Origin of the sequence: Streptomyces roseolus (genome assembly GCF_014649855.1) — a bacterium.
GTDB lineage: Bacteria > Actinomycetota > Actinomycetes > Streptomycetales > Streptomycetaceae > Streptomyces > Streptomyces roseolus.
In genome coordinates this window covers 252,430-267,679 of record NZ_BMTV01000004.1, presented here as the reverse complement: position 1 = coordinate 267,679, position 15,250 = coordinate 252,430, and the positions used below count along the sequence as shown (strand labels likewise).

The following is a 15,250-nucleotide window of genomic DNA, read 5'->3' as shown; positions in this document are numbered from 1 at the left end:
TTTTCGGTGCGGGGCCCTCGTGATGAAGGCGTGACAAAAGGCCCCCGGACCAGGAGGTCCAGGGGCCCTGTCAGCCTTCCGCGGCGGGCCCCGAAGGGCCCGGAACCGACGCGTCCGCCCGCGCTACTTCACGTTGTCGCGCTCCAGCTGCTCCTGGACCTCCTCGGGCTCGCGGCCCGGAGTCGGCAGGTCGAACTTGGTGATCGCGAACCGGAAGATCACGTAGTACACCACCGCGAAGCCCAGGCCGATCGGAATGATCAGCCACGGCTTCGTCGCCAGGTTCCAGTTGATGACGTAGTCGATGAGACCCGCCGAGAAGCTGAACCCGTCCTTCACGCCCAGCGCCCACGTCACCGCCATCGACACGCCCGTCAGCAGCGCGTGGATGGCGTACAGCACCGGCGCGATGAAGAGGAACGAGTACTCCAGCGGCTCCGTGATGCCCGTCACGAACGAGGTCAGCGCCACCGACAGCATCAGACCGCCGACCTCCTTGCGCCGGTTCGGACGCGCGCAGTGGGTGATCGCCAGGGCCGCCGCCGGCAGGGCGAACATCATGATCGGGAAGAAGCCCGACAGGAACTGGCCGGCCTCCGGGTCGCCCGCCAGGAACATGCTGATGTCACCGTGGACCACCGTGCCGTCCGGCTTCGTGTACGAACCGAACTGGAACCAGATGGGCACGTTCAGGAACTGGTGCAGACCGATCACCAGCAGCGCGCGGTTCGCCACGCCGAAGATGCCCGAACCCCAGGCACCCAGCCCCACCAGCCAGTCGCTGAAGCTCTCCAGCGCGTCACCGATCGGCGGCCAGATCCACAGGCACAGCGCGGCGAACAGGATGCCCACGAACGCCATGATGATCGGCACCAGCCGGCGACCGTTGAAGAAGCCCAGCCAGTCGACCAGCTTCGTGCGGTGGTACCGCTGCCACAGGTACGCCGCCAGCAGACCCATCACGATGCCGCCGAAGACACCCGGGTTCTGGTACGTGTACCCCGCGAACGCGTCGTCCGCGCCCAGGCAGCCACCGCCGATGTCCCTCGTCCCCGTCGGGCAGTCCTTCGGGAACTGGCGCAGCACCGTGTAATAGACGAGGAAGCCGACCACCGCGGCGAGCGCCGTCGAACCGTCCGACTTCTTCGCCATGCCGATCGCGACACCGATGCAGAACAGCAGCGGCAGACCGAGACTCCCGTCGAGCAGCGCCCCGCCCGCGCCGGACATCACCTTCGCGACGTTGTCCCAGCCCAGCCCGTCGGCGCCGAAGACGTCCGGCTGCCCCAGCCGGTTGATGATGCCCGCGGCGGGAAGCACGGCGATGGGCAGCTGCAGACTGCGGCCCATCTTCTGCAGCCCCTGGAAGAAACCTCCCCACGAGACCTTCCTGGAGCCGGCTGCTGTGCTGTCGGTACTCATCGGCGACCTCCCTGTCCCGGAACAACCCGGGGCCGCGTCTCGTTGCACACTGGTGTAGACCACTTGCGGTAGGCTCCGGGAGCCCGCTGAGGACAGGCCGCCGGTGATCGTCATCATTCGACAGAACGGCGGCATTCGCTCGCGAAGTTGGGCCAACCGTGGGTTACCGTGACACAGCGGACCGTCGGTGCGCCGAGATTCGCGTATCCCGCGAACGAGAGACGGACAGGGAGAAAGACATGGCCAGCAAGGCTGAGAAGATCGTCGCCGGGCTCGGCGGCATCGACAACATCGAAGAGGTCGAAGGCTGCATCACCCGCCTGCGCACCGAGGTCGCCGACGCCAGCCTCGTCGACGACGCCGCCCTCAAGGCCGCCGGCGCCCACGGCGTCGTGAAGATGGGCACCGCCATCCAGGTCGTCATCGGCACCGACGCGGACCCGATCGCCGCCGAGATCGAAGACATGATGTGAGCAGCTGACACCAGCTGACGAGGGCCCGTTCCGGCAGGGGAACGGGCCCTCGTGCGCACCCCCGGACGGACCGGCGGCCCCCGCCGAGGGGGCTAGGCTCGTCCCATGTCTCGCATCGACGGCCGTACCCCCGAACAGCTCCGCCCCGTCACCATCGAACGCGGCTGGAGCAAGCACGCCGAAGGCTCCGTCCTCATCTCCTTCGGCGACACCAAGGTCTTCTGCACCGCCTCCGTCACCGAAGGCGTCCCCCGCTGGCGCAAGGGCAGCGGCGAAGGCTGGGTCACCGGCGAGTACTCCATGCTCCCCCGCTCCACCAACACCCGCGGCGACCGCGAATCCGTCCGCGGCAAGATTGGCGGCCGCACCCACGAGATCTCCCGCCTCATCGGCCGCTCCCTGCGCGCCGTCATCGACTACAAGGCCCTCGGCGAGAACACCATCGTCCTCGACTGCGACGTCCTCCAGGCCGACGGCGGCACCCGCACCGCCGCCATCACCGGCGCCTACGTCGCCCTCGCCGACGCCGTCGCCTGGGCCCAGGGCAAGAAGCTCGTCAAGCCCGGCCGCAAGCCCCTCACCGGCACCGTCTCCGCCGTCTCCGTCGGCATCGTCGGCGGCACCCCCCTCCTCGACCTCTGCTACGAGGAGGACGTCCGCGCCGACACCGACATGAACGTCGTCTGCACCGGCGACGGCCGCTTCGTCGAGGTCCAGGGCACCGCCGAGGCCGAGCCCTTCGACCGCGCCGAACTCAACGCCCTCCTCGACCTGGCCGCCGCCGGCTGCGCCGACCTCGCCGACCTCCAGCGCAAGGCGCTCGACGCCACCCTCTGAGCGCGTCCCCTAGGGGAAACCCCTGAGCAACCGCCCCCTCCGACGGGTGCGTCCTTTACGACAAGGGGCGCGCGGCCGTACCGTGCGCCCCGTCGAACGTACGCAGCCAGGGGAGGACCCGAACAGTGAAGCGCCGCCGCACCATAGCCCTCACCGTCGCCACGGCGGCAGCAGCCGCCACGCTCCTGACGGGCTGCGGAGCCCTCGACAAGGCGATGGACTGCGTGAAGACCGCCGACGCGATCGCCACCTCCGTCGGCAAGCTCCAGCAGGCCGTCTCCAACGCCTCCAACGACGTCACGCAGATCGAGGAGTCCCTGAACTCCATCTCCACGGAGCTCGGCAACCTCAAGGACACCACCGACAACGCCGACCTCTCCAAGGCCGTCGACGACCTGACCAAGGGCGTCGAATCGGTCCGCACGGCCGTCAAGGAAGGCGACACGACCCCCGACATCACCCCGGTCACCGACGCGGCCACCGAGATCGGCAAGGTCTGCACCCCGTAGATACTGGGGGCATGACCGGACAGCGCCTGATCCTCGCCACCCGCAACGCGGGCAAGATCACCGAACTCCACGCGATCCTCGCCGACGCGGGCCTCGACCTCGAACTCGTCGGCGCGGACGCGTACCCCGAGATCCCCGACGTGAAGGAGACCGGCGTCACCTTCGCGGAGAACGCCCTCCTCAAGGCCCACGCCCTGGCCCGGGCGACGGGCCTCCCGGCGGTCGCCGACGACTCCGGTCTCTGCGTCGACGTCCTGGGCGGCGCCCCCGGCATCTTCTCCGCCCGCTGGTCCGGCACCCACGGCGACGACAAGGCCAACCTGGACCTCCTCCTCGCCCAGCTCTCCGACATCGCCGACGAGCACCGGGCCGCCCACTTCGCCTGCGCGGCCGCCCTGGCGCTGCCCGACGGCACCGAGCGGGTCGTCGAGGGCCGCATGGAAGGCACCCTCCGCCACGAGCCGGTCGGCGCCAACGGCTTCGGCTACGACCCGATCCTCCAGCCGCAGGGCTACGACGTCACCTGCGCGGAACTCACCCCCGCGGAGAAGAACGCGATCAGCCACCGCGGCAAGGCCTTCCGCGCGCTGGCCCCGGTGGTCCGGGAGCTGCTGGGCTGAGCCCGGAAACGTGAACGGCTCAGTGCATGGACTGCACTGAGCCGTTCGTGACGTACGCCCGGTCGGATTCGAACCGACATACGCGACCACCTAAAGATCGCCGCTCACCAGGTGGCGTACGGGCGCGTGCACGATGCCCTACTTTACTCGCCGTCCGCCTCGACACCAGGTGTCCGTGACCGCATGACAGTTGGGGCACAGCAAGCGCAGGTTCTCGCGCCGGTCGTCGCTCCAGTCCCCGTTGACGTGATCGATCTCCAGGGTGATCGGATCCCCGAGCCACGTGGTCCCGGCCCCGCATTCGGCGCATTCCTCGGGCACGCCCACCTCACGGAGTGCCCGCCGGAGCAGATGCGTCTTGGTCCTGCGCCTGCCCTCGTGGCGGACCAGAATCGCTGCCGCCGGTCGCCTCGGCCCCTTCCTGCCCCGCTGATGGGCCTGTCCAAGGAAGTGGGAGGTAGACAGGTCGTCTTCCTCCACCCACCGATGAAACAGTTCACGCATCTGCCCGCTGTCCTGCCTGCCCAGTAGACGTAGGGCGCCCGAGATGGAGAGGGAGCTCTCGACTGCGTTCCGCAGGTCCTCCGGCGTCGGGCGAAGCGGCTGTTTGCCGCGTTTCCGGTGAGGAAAGTGCGAGATATCGATGCCGTAGTCGGCGAAGCGCTTCAGGAGGTAGCGGCGCAGTTTGTCGTGCGGCTGCGCTCCGAAGAACTCCATCACCTCATGGATGTCCGCGCACCGCGATGCTGCTTCGGTCATCCGTTCGCGGGTGTATCGGATGCCCGCTCTCACTGGCGCCTGCCCTTCCCGCGCCCCCGGTAGTTCTCTGTGGCCGAGTGACAGTTCGGGCAGAGGAACCGCAGGTTCTCCAGGCGATTGTTGCTCCAGTCGCCGTCGATGTGGTCGATCTCGAGCCGGATCGGGCGGTCGCGCCACACGCCTTCGTTGCCGCACCTCGCGCATTGTTTCCGTATCCCGGCCTCCGCCATTGCCCAGGCGAGGCGATCGCTCGGGACGCGCCTGGCCCACGGGCCAGGCTGCTGCACAAGGAAAGTTTCCGGCGTCCGGGGCCGCCAGGGCTTGCCCTGTCGTGACGGTGCGCGGAAGTGCGCCGTGTCGATGCCGTACGCCTTGATGCGGCGGCTGATATGAGTGTGCTGGCCGCCCACCACCTCCACCCCCAGCCGGCGCAGCACCTCGCACATGTTCGTGGATGCCGCCACCGCCTCCGCCAGCGCCTCCCGTGTCCACCGCACCCCCTCCCGCTCGAAGTGCGACGTGTCCACGCCCAGCTTCCGCATGCGGTCGCGCAGGTATCGCCGTGACCCGCTCTTCGGGTCCACCCCCAGCCGCTCCAGCGCCTCCGTCAGCGTTCGCGCCCCTCGTGCCGCCGACTCCAGTCGTTCCCTCGTGTACGGACTCGTCCCCATCGGAACGGACCCCCCTCCCCAGTACGGATCTCGTACGGACTAACGAGCCGAAAATCGGACGGTCACGCTGGGCGCGCACGGAATGCGGACGGGCCCGCACCCTGGCGGGGGTGCGGGCCCGGTGGGGTCCGAGGTGGCTCAGATGCCCAGGTCGCGGATGATCTTGGCCACGTGGCCGGTGGCCTTGACGTTGTAGAAGGCGTGTTCGACCTTGCCCTCCTCGTCGACGACGACCGTGGAGCGGATGACGCCCGTGACGACCTTGCCGTAGAGCTTCTTCTCGCCGAAGGCGCCGTACGCCTCCAGGGTGGACTTGTCGGGGTCTCCGACCAGCGTGACCTTCAGGTTCTCCTTCTCGCGGAACTTCGCGAGCTTCTCCGGCTTGTCGGGGGAGACGCCGATGACGTCGTAGCCGGCGGCGGCCAGGACGTCGAGGTTGTCGGTGAAGTCGCAGGCCTGCTTGGTGCAGCCGGGGGTGAGGGCGGCCGGGTAGAAGTAGACGATGACCTTGCGGCCCTTGTGGTCGGCGAGGGAGACCTCGTTGCCGTCCGCGTCCGGCAGGGTGAAGGCGGGGGCGGTGTCGCCGGGCTGCAGTCGCTCGCTCATGGCTCGCTCTCCTCGGGGGTGTGCGCGTACGCGATGAGCCTAATGGGGGTCGGGGACAGCCTCCCGGCCGCGGAACTGACAGACTGTCCACCAACGACCGGAATACGACTACGGAGGCAGCGTGGTGTCGGACGCCAGGACCCCTGCGCAGATCGAGGCGGACATCGTCCGCCGGCGCGAGCAGCTCGCCGTCACGCTCGACGAGATCGGCATTCGGGTGCACCCGAAGACGATCATCGGGGACGCCAAGGCCAGGGTCGCCTCGACCGTGGACGAGACCGCCGGACGGGCGTTCGTCGCCGTGAACCGTGTCGTCTCCGACGTGAAGGCACGTTTCACCGACGAGGACGGCGCCCCCCGCCTGGAGCGGGTCGTCCCGGCCGCCCTCGTGGCCGTCGCCGTCGTCGGACTGCTGCTGAGCTCGTCCCGGAGGCACAGGGGCTGAGCCGGGCCGGTAGGTTCGTTCCCGTGAGCGAGAACACCCACGACAAGCTGCCCATCCGGATGCTCCACGACCGGGTCCTGGTCCGCACCGACTCCCCGGAGGGGGAGCGGCGTTCCGGCGGCGGGATCCTGATCCCGGCGACCGCCGCGGTCGGCCGCCGCCTGGCCTGGGCCGAGGTGGTCGCGGTCGGGCAGAACGTCCGGACCGTCGAGATCGGCGACCGGGTGCTGTACGACCCCGAGGACCGGGCCGAGGTGGAGGTGCGGGGCGTGGCCTACGTGCTGATGCGGGAGCGGGATCTGCACGCGGTGGCGGCGGACCGGTTCCAGAGCTCGGACTCGACCGGTCTCTACCTGTAGCGGCATGCGTACGCTGTAGCGGCATACGTACACGGAAGGCCCCGGTGACCCTTGTCACCGGGGCCTTCGTCGCTTCCTTGCTAGGCTGGGGGTACCCCGACGAGACGCGCCGTACCGGGTCATCGGAAAAGACGACGCACCGTTCCCGTTCCGTCTCGCGGAGGTGTCTCGTCATGGCCTGGGTTCTTCTCGTCGTCGCCGGTCTGCTGGAAGTCGGCTGGTCGATCGGGATGAAGTACACCGAGGGCTTCACCCGTCTCTGGCCCAGCGTCTTCACCGCGGCCGGGATCGTCGCCTCGATGGTGCTGCTGTCGCAGGCCGCGAAGACCCTCCCCATCGGCACCGCCTACGGCGTCTGGGTCGGCATCGGCGCGGCCGGTGCGGCGGTGCTCGGCATGGTGGTGCTCGGCGAGCCGGCGACCGCCGCCCGGATCTTCTTCGTCGTCCTGCTGCTCGTGGCCGTGGTCGGTCTGAAGGCGACCTCGGGTCACTGACGGCCCTGTCCGCGGGGCTTCCCGGGCTTCTCGGGGCTCCCGGGCTTCAGGGGCGTCGCCGGCCTCCCGGGCTTCGCGGGTCCCGGGCCCGCCTCGCCGGGCTCGTACCGCTCCTCGTCCGCACCGCCTTCCGTTCCGTCCTCGGGCCCGTCCTCGGTTCCGCCCTCCGGCCCGTCCGGAGCGTCCGGTGTCGGCGGTACGTCGGGGAGCTCGGCGCCCGGCATCAGGCGCAGGTCGAAGTCGCGTGCGGGGGTGCCGGCGAGGGCTTCGCGGGTGAAGCGGGCCCAGATCTCGGCGGGCGGGCCGCCGCCGTTGACGCGGGGGAGGCCGAGGGCGCCGTACAGCGGCTCCTGGCCGCCGGTCTCCGGGTCCTGGCCCATCAGGGCGACGACGGTGGCGAGTTCGGGGGTGTAGCCGGCGAACCAGGCCGCCTTGTCGTCCTCCGCCGTGCCCGTCTTGCCGGCCGCGGGGCGTCCGGCGGCCTGCGCGGCCGTGCCGGTACCGGACTCGACGACGCCCCGCAGCACGGCGGTGGTGGTGTCGGCGGCCTCGCGGCCCACGGCCTGCCGGGGCTCGGCGGCGGGCAGCGGCAGCGGTTCCCCGTCCCGGGAGACCGCCGCGACCAGGGTGTGGTCGCCGCGCCGGCCGTGCGCGGCGAGCGTCGCGTACGCCCGGGCCATGTCGAGGACGCTGGCGGTGGCCGGGCCGAGGGCGATGGAGGGGGAGGCGGTGAGGTCGGGGGTGGTGGCCGGCAGGCCGAGGGCGACGGCGGTGCGGCGCACGCGCGCGGGGCCGACGTCGACGGCCATCTGGGCGTAGACGGTGTTCACGGAGAGGTCGGTGGCGGCGGTCACGGGGATCTCGCCGTAGCTCTCGCCGTCCTCGTTGGCGGGGTCGTACGGTGCGCCGGGCCAGCCTTCGACGGGCCGGCGGTCGGTGCCGTCGTAGACGGTGTACGGGGTGATCGGCTCGCCGTACTGCGTCCGCGCGCCGCCCTGCACGGCGGCGGTGAAGACGAAGGGCTTGAAGGTGGAGCCGACCTGGTAGTCGCGGCGGGTGGCGTTGTTGACGTACTGGCGGGTGTAGTCGACGCCGCCGTAGAGGGCGACGACGCGTCCGGTGGCCGGTTCGACGGCGGCGGCCCCGACGCGTACGTACCGGTCGGCGGGGTTCGCGGCGGGGTCGAGGCGGTGGGTGACCCGCTCCTCGACGGCGCGGACGAGCGCGGCCTGCCGGTCGGGGTCGAGGGTGGTGACGATGCGGAAGCCGCCGCCGGCGAGGGTCTTCTCGTCGACGATCCCGCGGCCGGTGAGGTGCTCCTCGACGGCCTGCACGAGGTAGCCGCGCTGGCCGGAGAGGCCGGTGGCGGGGCGGGCGGTCCGCGGGTCGGGGAAGCGGAGGGCGGCGCGTTCGCGGGCGGTGAGCCAGCCTTCCTTGACCATGCCGTCGAGGACGTACGCCCAGCGGGCGAGGACGGCGGGGCGGTTCTCGGGGCGGGTGGTGACGTCGTAGGCGCTGGGGGCCTTGAGGAGGGCGGCGAGGTAGGCGCCCTCGGCGGTGCCGAGGCGTTCGACGTCCTTGCCGTAGTAGGCGTGGGCGGCGGCCTGGATCCCGTAGGCGTTGCGGCCGAAGTAGCTGGTGTTGAGGTAGCCCTGGAGGATCTCGTCCTTGGACTTCTCGCGTTCCAGCTTGATGGCGATGAAGAACTCCTTGGCCTTGCGGGTGAGGGTCTGTTCCTGGCCCAGGTAGTAGTTCTTCACGTACTGCTGGGTGATGGTGGAGCCGGACTGGCGGCCCTTGCCGGTGACGGTGTTCCAGGCGGCGCGGACCATCGCCTTGGGGTCGACCGCGCGCGAGGTGTGGAAGTCGCGGTCCTCGGCGGCGAGGACGGCCTGCCGGACGGTCGGCGGGATCCGGTCGAGGCGGACGTTCTCCCGGTTCACCTCGCCGTCGCGGGCGAGGACGGTGCCGTCGCGGTAGAGGTACAGGTTGGACTGGGCGACGGCGGCGGCGTTGGCGGCCGGGATGGACACCAGCAGGTATCCGGCGGTGAGGGCCCCGGCGAGGAGCAGCCCGCCGAGCAGGACCAGCCAGGCGGTGGCGCGCAGGAGCCGGCGGGGGAGCGAGGCGCGGGGGCGGCTGCGGTTCCGGTCCCGGCGCCGGTTCCTGCCGCGTGGCCGGGTGCCGGTGGGGGGCGGGGCGGGGAGGGTGGGGTCCCGGGGGGCCCAGCCCGGATCGTCCGGGGGTGGTGCGGCGGGCGAGACAGGACGCACAGAAGGGGACATGGCATCACATAGTGCACATAAAGCGGGCGAAACTCCCGAAGGCGAGGGGGAACGGGTGGGGAAATCCGCTCGCGGTGCGGTGTCGGGGGCCACTAGGGTCGTGCGCTTCGCCTGCTTCCCGCAGGCGCCAGGACTCTCCACCCACTCTCCTTCCCCGCCCTCCCTTTCCACGCCCTCTCCGCACGCCCTCAGAAGGGACGCTCCATGCTGCGGCTGTACGCGACCGTGGCCGCGGGTGGCTTCCGGCGGCACTCCACCTACCGGGTGGCCACGCTGGCGGGCCTCTTCACCAACACGGTCTTCGGTTTCGTCCTCTCCTACACCTACATCGCCCTGTGGGCCGAACGGCCCGCGCTCGGCGGCTACTCCATGGCCGACGCCCTCGCCTACGTCTGGATCGGCCAGGCCCTCATCACCGTCTGCGGCATGATGGGCGGCGGCTTCGAGGACGAGCTGATCGAACGGATCAGGACCGGCGACATCGCCGTCGACCTCTACCGCCCCGCCGACCTCCAGGGCTGGTGGTGCGCGGCCAACGCGGGCCGCGCCGCCTACCAGTTGCTCGGCCGCGGCGCCGTCCCGCTGCTGATCGGCGCGGTCGCCTTCGGCTTCACCCTTCCGGCCGGTCCGGCCGGCTGGGCCGCCTTCCTGCTCGCGGTGGCCCTCGGCTCGTTCGTGTCGTTCGCGCTCTGGTACCTCGTGGCGATGAGCGCGTTCTGGCTGCTCGACGGGCAGGGCGTGGTCCAGGTGGCCTGGCTGGCCGGCCTCTTCTTCTCCGGGATGCTGCTCCCGCTCAACGTCTTCCCCGGTGCCCTCGGCGAGCTGGCCCGCGCGCTGCCGTGGGCGGCCCTGCTCCAGGTCCCGGCGGACGTCTACCTCGGCCGGTACGGGGACGGCTGGGGCCTCGTCCGCGCGTACGGCTTCCAGCTCGGCTGGCTCGCTCTGCTCCTGGCGGCGGGGCGGGCGGCGCAGGCGGCGGCGACGCGGAAGGTGGTGGTGCAGGGTGGCTGAGCGGCTGCGTACGGCCGGCGCCCACGGCTCCGGCGCGGTGGAGGTCCTGCGGACGTACCGCCTGGTCGCGGCCATGTGGATCCGGTCCACGATGACGTACCGGGCCTCCTTCGCGCTGACCCTCGTGACGTCCTTCTGCGTGACCTTCTTCGACTTCGTCGTGATCCTGCTGATGTTCGGGCAGGTCCAGGGCCTCGGCGGCTTCTCCTTCGCGGAGGTCGCCTTCCTGTACGGCACCACCGGCACCGCCTTCGGGCTGGCCGACCTGGCGCTGGGCTCGCTCCAGCGGATGGGGCGGCGGATCAGGGACGGTTCGCTCGACGTGTTCCTGCTGCGGCCGGTGCCGCTGCTCGCGCAGGTCGCGGCGGACAAGTTCGCGCTGCGCCGGCTCGGCCGGGTGCTGCAGGGGCTGATGGTGCTGATGTGGAGCCTGGTGCTGCTCCGGCACGAGGTGGCGTGGTCGTGGGGGACGGCCCTGATGGTGCCCGCGATGGTGGCCTGCGGGGCGGTGATCTTCATGGCGGTGATGGTGCTCGGCGCGTCGGCGCAGTTCTGGCTCCAGGACGCCGCCGAGGTCGCCAACTCGTTCACGTACGGCGGGAACACGCTGCTGCAGTACCCGCCGACGATCTTCGCGCAGGACCTCGTGAAGGGCGTGGTGTTCGTGGTCCCGCTCGCCTTCGTGAACTGGCTGCCCGCCCTGTACGTCCTCGGCCGCCCGGCCCCGGCCGGCGTGCCGTCCTGGGCGGCCTTCGCCTCCCCGCTCGTCGCCCTGGTCTGCTGCGCGGTCGCGGGCCTCGCGTGGCGGGCGGGCGTCCGCTCGTACCGATCGACAGGAAGCTGAGAGCACGTGTCCCTCACCGGATCCTTCATCGAACTGGACGGCCTGGAGAAGACCTTCACCGTCCGCCGCAGGACCGGACTCCTCCGCCGCGAGAAGCGGGAGGTCCGGGCCGTCGACGGCATCTCCTTCACCGTGGACCGGGGCGAGATGGTCGGCTACATCGGGCCGAACGGCGCCGGGAAGTCCACCACCATCAAGATGCTCACCGGCATCCTCACCCCCAGCGGCGGCCGCCTCCGCGTCGCCGGCATCGACCCCGCGCGCGAACGGACCCGCCTCGCCCGCCGCATCGGCGTGGTCTTCGGCCAGCGCACCACCCTCTGGTGGGACCTGCCGCTGCGGGACTCGTACCGCCTGGTCCACCGCATGTACCGGATCCCCGACGACCGCTACCGGGAGAACCTCGCCCGCTGCGTGGACCTCCTCGACCTCGGCGACCTGCTCGACGTCCCGGTCCGCCAGCTCTCCCTCGGCCAGCGGATGCGCGGCGACATCGCCGCCGCGCTCCTCCACGACCCGGAGGTGCTGTACCTGGACGAGCCGACGATCGGCCTGGACGTCGTCTCGAAGTCCCGGATGCGGGAGTTCCTCCGGGAACTGAACGCGACGCGCGGCACGACGGTCCTCCTCACCACCCACGACCTCACCGACATCGAACAGCTCTGCTCGCGGGTGATGGTCATCGACCACGGGCGGCTGATGTACGACGGCGGTCTCGCCGGCCTGCACGAGGCCGGCGGGGGCGAGCGGATGCTCGTCGTGGACCTGGAGCGGGAGCTCCCGCCGATCGAGGACGTCCCCGGCGCCCGCTTCGTACGGGCCGACGGGCCGCGCCAGCACCTCGCCTTCCCGGCCTCCGCGTCGGCCGCGCCCCTGGTGGCGGCGGTGGCGGCGGCGTACCCGCTGGTGGACCTCTCGGTGCGGGAACCGGACATCGAGTCCGTGATCGCGAAGATGTACGGGGGAGCGTCCGGGGGAACTCACGAGCGGCGCCGGGAGTCCCTGAGATGAGGATGTGAGGAGGTCTGGCGGATGGTGAGCTTCACGTACACGGCGGCGGACGAAGAACGGAACCGCGGCGTCCGTCGCATGAAGGCCCTGGCGACGGCGCTGCTGGCGCTCGTCGCGGCGGTCTACGCCCTCGCGACCTGGGCGGAGAACGCCGGCGCGGGCGCCTGGGCGGGCTACGTCGCCGCGGCGGCCGAGGCGGGCATGGTCGGCGCGCTCGCGGACTGGTTCGCGGTGACGGCCCTCTTCCGCCACCCGCTGGGCCTGCCCATCCCGCACACGGCGATCATCCCGACGAAGAAGGACCAGCTGGGCGCCTCGCTGGGCTCCTTCGTCGGCGAGAACTTCCTCTCCGCGGACGTCGTACGGGGCCGCCTGCGCGCCCTGGGCGTGGCCGGTCGCCTCGGCACCTGGCTCGCGGACCCGGCCCACGCGGACCGGGTGACGGAAGAGGCCGCGACCGCCCTGCGCGGGGCGCTGACCGTCCTGCGCGACGCGGACGTGCAGGCGGTGGTGGGCGAGGCGATCACCCGCCGCGCGGAGCAGGCCGAGATCGCGCCGGGCGTCGGCAAGACCCTGGAACACATGGTGGCGGACGGCGCCCACCGCCGCGCCGTCGACCTGGTCTGCACCCGCGCCCACGACTGGCTCGTCACCCACGGCGACTCGGTCATGGACGCGGTCCAGGGCGGCGCCCCGGGCTGGACCCCGCGCTTCGTGGACCGCAAGGTCGGCGAACGCGTCTACAAGGAGCTGCTCCGCTTCGTCACGGAGATGCGCGACATGCCGACGCACCCCGCCCGGGGTGCCATCGACCGCTTCCTCACCGACTTCGCCGCCGACCTCCAGGCCGACACGGACACCCGCGCCCGCGTCGAACGCCTCAAGTCCGACCTGCTGGCCCGCCCCGAGGTCCAGGACGTCATCGCCTCCGCCTGGGCGTCCGTCCGCGCCCTGATCATCGCCGCCGCCGAGGACGACCAGAGCCAGCTCCGCCTCCGCGCCCGCGCCTCCCTGATCTCCCTCGGCAAGCGCCTCGCCTCGGACTCCCGGCTCCAGCAGAAGGTCGACGGCTGGCTGGAGACGGCGGTCATCCACCTGGTCACCACCTACCGCCCCGAGATCACCTCCCTGATCACGGACACGGTCGCCGGCTGGGACGCCGACCAGACCTCGAAGAAGATCGAGGCCAACATCGGCCGCGACCTCCAGTTCATCCGCATCAACGGCACGGTGGTCGGCGCCCTGGCGGGCCTCCTGATCTACACGGTCAGCCACGCGCTGGGCGGCTGAGCGGCTCACCCGCGAGCGGGAGCCCAGCCCCGCTCGCGGGTGACGGCCGCCTCGGACAGGCTCGCCCCCGCTCGCGGGTGACGGTGACGGCCCGGAAGGCGGCGGCCGGCGCGCGGCCGACCGCCAGGCGTCTCCGTCAGGCGTTCTGGCGCGTGACGGCCCAGGAGGCGGCGGCCATCCCTCCGGCGACGGCGAACACCGACGGCCAGGCGCCGATCTTCTTCGCCAGCGGATGCGACCCGCCGAACGCCGCCACATAGGCGGCGGACAGTCCCACGGCCGCCTTGACCCCGCCCTCCCGCTGCCACTCCCGAGCGGCGACCCCACCGGCCACGGCCAGCACCACCCCACCGAGCGGCCGCTTCTTGGTCCACCGGGCGACGGCGTAACCGCCGACGAGTCCGGCGGCGGCGATGGCGGGAGAGGGGACGCGGGGCATGGCGGGGCCTTCCTGGTAGGCGGGTCGTCCTTCGAGCGTACGAGATGTGCGCGCGGTGCCACCGGGAGGGCTGACGGTCAGGTGCAAGCAGCGCAGTGTGTCTCGTCGCCGACCGGCCGGAAGAGCATGGGCTGGGTGTGGTCACCGGCACACTCGCGTGTCCCTTCGAGCCGCGCCGAAAGCCGACTTCGGGGAACGTGCGGGGACGACAGCTCTCGGGGCGGTACGTCACGCAGGAGGTACCGCACGAGCCCACCGGGCCGGTGTACGGGCGTCCCGGCGCCGGGCAGACCGCGCAGGATGTGTTGGTGGACGTCGGCGGGGGTGTGGCCGACGTCCAGCCAGCGGGCGGCGAGGCGGGCGAGTTCGTCGCGCATTCCGCGGGGGATGTGGCGCAGGGCGGAGGAGAGGAGAGGCAGAGCGCCGACGAGGGCGCGAGCCTCTTCGAGGCGAGGCGACTCCTCCGTGACCTCCGGGGGAAGGTGGGAGGTCTCCACCTCACGGTCTTTCTCTGGATGACCGCCGGTCGACGGAGTCACCGGCTCGTCGACGGTCGGGGCACCGACGACCGGATTCCGAGGACTCGGTGTGACCTGCGATGACGCGCCGGGCTCTCGCGCGAGGAGCTTTGCGGCCTGGTCGGCGGTCAACGGCGTTCCGGAAACGAGCTGTTGAGTCACCCAGCGCCCGCCACCGACCTGCACTCGCCGTTCATGCACGAACCCTTCCTCCTTGAGCTGCCGCTTCGCCCGCCCGAAGGCACACGCCCCGATCCGGGCGCGTTCGGCGGTGCGGGACAGGGATTCGCGGGCACCTTGGGGGAGCGACAACTGCCAGGTCAGAAGACGGACGGCGTCGGAGGAGAGGCGGGGATGCCGGATGATCTCGTGCGAGAACTGGGTGAAGCCACGTGAGGGCGCGTTAAAGTGCCGGTAGATCACGGTGGAGTGCTTTCCACTAGTGGTTCAGGCCCTCGCCGATGGCTGCAACCATGGCGGGGGCCGTTTTGCGCGACCGTACCGCTCTCCGCCTGACTGAACTCGCACGATGAATGAAGATCGCCCGTGTGGGTGATGTTCTGGTCCGGCGTGGCACTGTTGTCGGCTGCTTGAGGTGAACCTGCATCAGCAGCCCACGAAGCAAGCCCCCAAGGGGGCCCACCTCACACCTGAGGA

18 protein-coding genes, 1 tRNA gene and 1 riboswitch are annotated in these 15,250 nt (G+C 71.2%); of the genes, 11 read left to right on the top strand and 8 right to left on the bottom strand.

Annotated features, from left to right (window positions below):
- Positions 1–123: 123 nt before the first annotated feature.
- Entirely contained in the window at positions 124–1,422 is a 1,299-nt protein-coding gene (locus tag IE245_RS06660) for a PTS transporter subunit EIIC (protein ID WP_189945780.1), read from the bottom strand.
- A 197-nt stretch (positions 1,423–1,619) separates the two neighbouring features.
- Here IE245_RS06660 and IE245_RS06655 point away from each other — a divergent pair, with 197 nt between their 5' ends.
- The 4 genes from IE245_RS06655 (at position 1,620) to rdgB (ending at position 3,861) form a co-directional block, all read left to right on the top strand.
- Positions 1,620–1,895: a PTS sugar transporter subunit IIB gene (locus IE245_RS06655; RefSeq protein ID WP_268256527.1), complete on the top strand. Its 276-nt coding sequence runs from the start codon at positions 1,620–1,622 to the stop codon at positions 1,893–1,895.
- 105 nt (positions 1,896–2,000) lie between these two features.
- Positions 2,001–2,732, top strand: coding sequence for a ribonuclease PH (rph, locus tag IE245_RS06650; RefSeq protein ID WP_189945779.1), 732 nt, complete (start codon positions 2,001–2,003; stop codon positions 2,730–2,732).
- 125 nt (positions 2,733–2,857) lie between these two features.
- A complete protein-coding gene (locus IE245_RS06645) occupies positions 2,858–3,241 on the top strand; it encodes a hypothetical protein (RefSeq protein WP_189945778.1) in 384 nt (127 codons plus the stop codon).
- A gap of 11 nt (positions 3,242–3,252) precedes the next feature.
- Positions 3,253–3,861: an RdgB/HAM1 family non-canonical purine NTP pyrophosphatase gene (rdgB, locus tag IE245_RS06640; protein ID WP_189945777.1), complete on the top strand. Its 609-nt coding sequence runs from the start codon at positions 3,253–3,255 to the stop codon at positions 3,859–3,861.
- A gap of 53 nt (positions 3,862–3,914) precedes the next feature.
- On the opposite strand, the gene IE245_RS06635 is transcribed toward rdgB, so the two are convergent.
- From IE245_RS06635 to bcp, 4 genes are all read right to left on the bottom strand, one after another.
- Positions 3,915–3,987: transfer RNA gene (locus tag IE245_RS06635), tRNA-Leu, on the bottom strand.
- Positions 3,988–3,999: 12 nt separating this feature from the next.
- On the bottom strand, positions 4,000–4,620 hold the full coding sequence (locus tag IE245_RS06630; RefSeq protein ID WP_229851108.1) for an HNH endonuclease signature motif containing protein: 621 nt from the start codon (positions 4,618–4,620) through the stop codon (positions 4,000–4,002).
- A gap of 29 nt (positions 4,621–4,649) precedes the next feature.
- A complete protein-coding gene (locus IE245_RS06625) occupies positions 4,650–5,291 on the bottom strand; it encodes an HNH endonuclease signature motif containing protein (RefSeq protein WP_189945775.1) in 642 nt (213 codons plus the stop codon).
- Positions 5,292–5,429: 138 nt separating this feature from the next.
- The gene (gene bcp, locus IE245_RS06620) at positions 5,430–5,897 is read right to left on the bottom strand and encodes a thioredoxin-dependent thiol peroxidase (RefSeq protein ID WP_189945774.1); all 468 of its coding nucleotides are present in this window, start codon (positions 5,895–5,897) and stop codon (positions 5,430–5,432) included.
- A gap of 124 nt (positions 5,898–6,021) precedes the next feature.
- On the opposite strand from bcp, the gene IE245_RS06615 reads away from it, so the two are divergent.
- The 3 genes from IE245_RS06615 (at position 6,022) to IE245_RS06605 (ending at position 7,195) form a co-directional block, all read left to right on the top strand.
- Positions 6,022–6,342, top strand: coding sequence for a DUF3618 domain-containing protein (locus IE245_RS06615; protein WP_189945773.1), 321 nt, complete (start codon positions 6,022–6,024; stop codon positions 6,340–6,342).
- A gap of 23 nt (positions 6,343–6,365) precedes the next feature.
- Positions 6,366–6,701: a GroES family chaperonin gene (locus IE245_RS06610; RefSeq protein ID WP_031011657.1), complete on the top strand. Its 336-nt coding sequence runs from the start codon at positions 6,366–6,368 to the stop codon at positions 6,699–6,701.
- A gap of 70 nt (positions 6,702–6,771) precedes the next feature.
- Positions 6,772–6,842: riboswitch (guanidine-III (ykkC-III) riboswitch) on the top strand.
- Positions 6,843–6,874: 32 nt separating this feature from the next.
- Positions 6,875–7,195 (top strand): DMT family transporter, encoded by a 321-nt coding sequence (locus IE245_RS06605; protein WP_189945772.1) that lies wholly within the window; start codon positions 6,875–6,877, stop codon positions 7,193–7,195.
- Here the strand turns inward: IE245_RS06605 and IE245_RS06600 are convergent.
- Positions 7,189–9,480 carry a transglycosylase domain-containing protein gene (locus IE245_RS06600; protein WP_229851107.1) on the bottom strand — a complete coding sequence of 764 codons (2,292 nt, stop codon included), beginning with the start codon at positions 9,478–9,480 and terminating at the stop codon, positions 7,189–7,191. The two genes, IE245_RS06605 and IE245_RS06600, sit on opposite strands and share 7 nt — an antisense overlap.
- A 207-nt stretch (positions 9,481–9,687) precedes the next feature.
- On the opposite strand from IE245_RS06600, the gene IE245_RS06595 reads away from it, so the two are divergent.
- The 4 genes from IE245_RS06595 to IE245_RS06580 are packed head-to-tail and all read left to right on the top strand — an operon-like array spanning position 9,688 to position 13,636.
- Positions 9,688–10,491, top strand: coding sequence for an ABC transporter permease (locus tag IE245_RS06595; protein ID WP_189945867.1), 804 nt, complete (start codon positions 9,688–9,690; stop codon positions 10,489–10,491).
- Positions 10,484–11,335, top strand: coding sequence for an ABC transporter permease (locus IE245_RS06590; protein ID WP_373305282.1), 852 nt, complete (start codon positions 10,484–10,486; stop codon positions 11,333–11,335). The genes IE245_RS06595 and IE245_RS06590 overlap by 8 nt, the downstream gene beginning before the upstream one ends.
- Positions 11,336–11,341: 6 nt before the next feature.
- On the top strand, positions 11,342–12,346 hold the full coding sequence (locus IE245_RS06585; protein ID WP_189945771.1) for an ABC transporter ATP-binding protein: 1,005 nt from the start codon (positions 11,342–11,344) through the stop codon (positions 12,344–12,346).
- A 21-nt stretch (positions 12,347–12,367) separates the two neighbouring features.
- Positions 12,368–13,636: a DUF445 domain-containing protein gene (locus IE245_RS06580; protein WP_189945770.1), complete on the top strand. Its 1,269-nt coding sequence runs from the start codon at positions 12,368–12,370 to the stop codon at positions 13,634–13,636.
- A 136-nt stretch (positions 13,637–13,772) separates the two neighbouring features.
- Here the strand turns inward: IE245_RS06580 and IE245_RS06575 are convergent, their stop codons facing one another.
- Together IE245_RS06575 and IE245_RS06570 are read right to left on the bottom strand one after the other, a co-directional pair.
- Positions 13,773–14,075 (bottom strand): hypothetical protein, encoded by a 303-nt coding sequence (locus IE245_RS06575; RefSeq protein ID WP_189945769.1) that lies wholly within the window; start codon positions 14,073–14,075, stop codon positions 13,773–13,775.
- A gap of 77 nt (positions 14,076–14,152) precedes the next feature.
- Positions 14,153–15,016 (bottom strand): hypothetical protein, encoded by an 864-nt coding sequence (locus IE245_RS06570; protein WP_189945768.1) that lies wholly within the window; start codon positions 15,014–15,016, stop codon positions 14,153–14,155.
- Positions 15,017–15,250: the final 234 nt, after the last annotated feature.

Coding starts and splice junctions, on each gene's coding strand:
- rdgB (WP_189945777.1), top strand. CDS start 3,253: ATGACCGGACAGCGCCTGATCCTCGCCACCCGCAACGCGGGCAAGATC.
- bcp (WP_189945774.1), bottom strand. CDS start 5,897: ATGAGCGAGCGACTGCAGCCCGGCGACACCGCCCCCGCCTTCACCCTG.
- IE245_RS06660 (WP_189945780.1), bottom strand. CDS start 1,422: ATGAGTACCGACAGCACAGCAGCCGGCTCCAGGAAGGTCTCGTGGGGA.
- IE245_RS06605 (WP_189945772.1), top strand. CDS start 6,875: ATGGCCTGGGTTCTTCTCGTCGTCGCCGGTCTGCTGGAAGTCGGCTGG.
- IE245_RS06625 (WP_189945775.1), bottom strand. CDS start 5,291: ATGGGGACGAGTCCGTACACGAGGGAACGACTGGAGTCGGCGGCACGA.
- IE245_RS06580 (WP_189945770.1), top strand. CDS start 12,368: ATGGTGAGCTTCACGTACACGGCGGCGGACGAAGAACGGAACCGCGGC.
- IE245_RS06630 (WP_229851108.1), bottom strand. CDS start 4,620: ATGACCGAAGCAGCATCGCGGTGCGCGGACATCCATGAGGTGATGGAG.
- IE245_RS06600 (WP_229851107.1), bottom strand. CDS start 9,480: ATGTCCCCTTCTGTGCGTCCTGTCTCGCCCGCCGCACCACCCCCGGAC.
- IE245_RS06575 (WP_189945769.1), bottom strand. CDS start 14,075: ATGCCCCGCGTCCCCTCTCCCGCCATCGCCGCCGCCGGACTCGTCGGC.
- rph (WP_189945779.1), top strand. CDS start 2,001: ATGTCTCGCATCGACGGCCGTACCCCCGAACAGCTCCGCCCCGTCACC.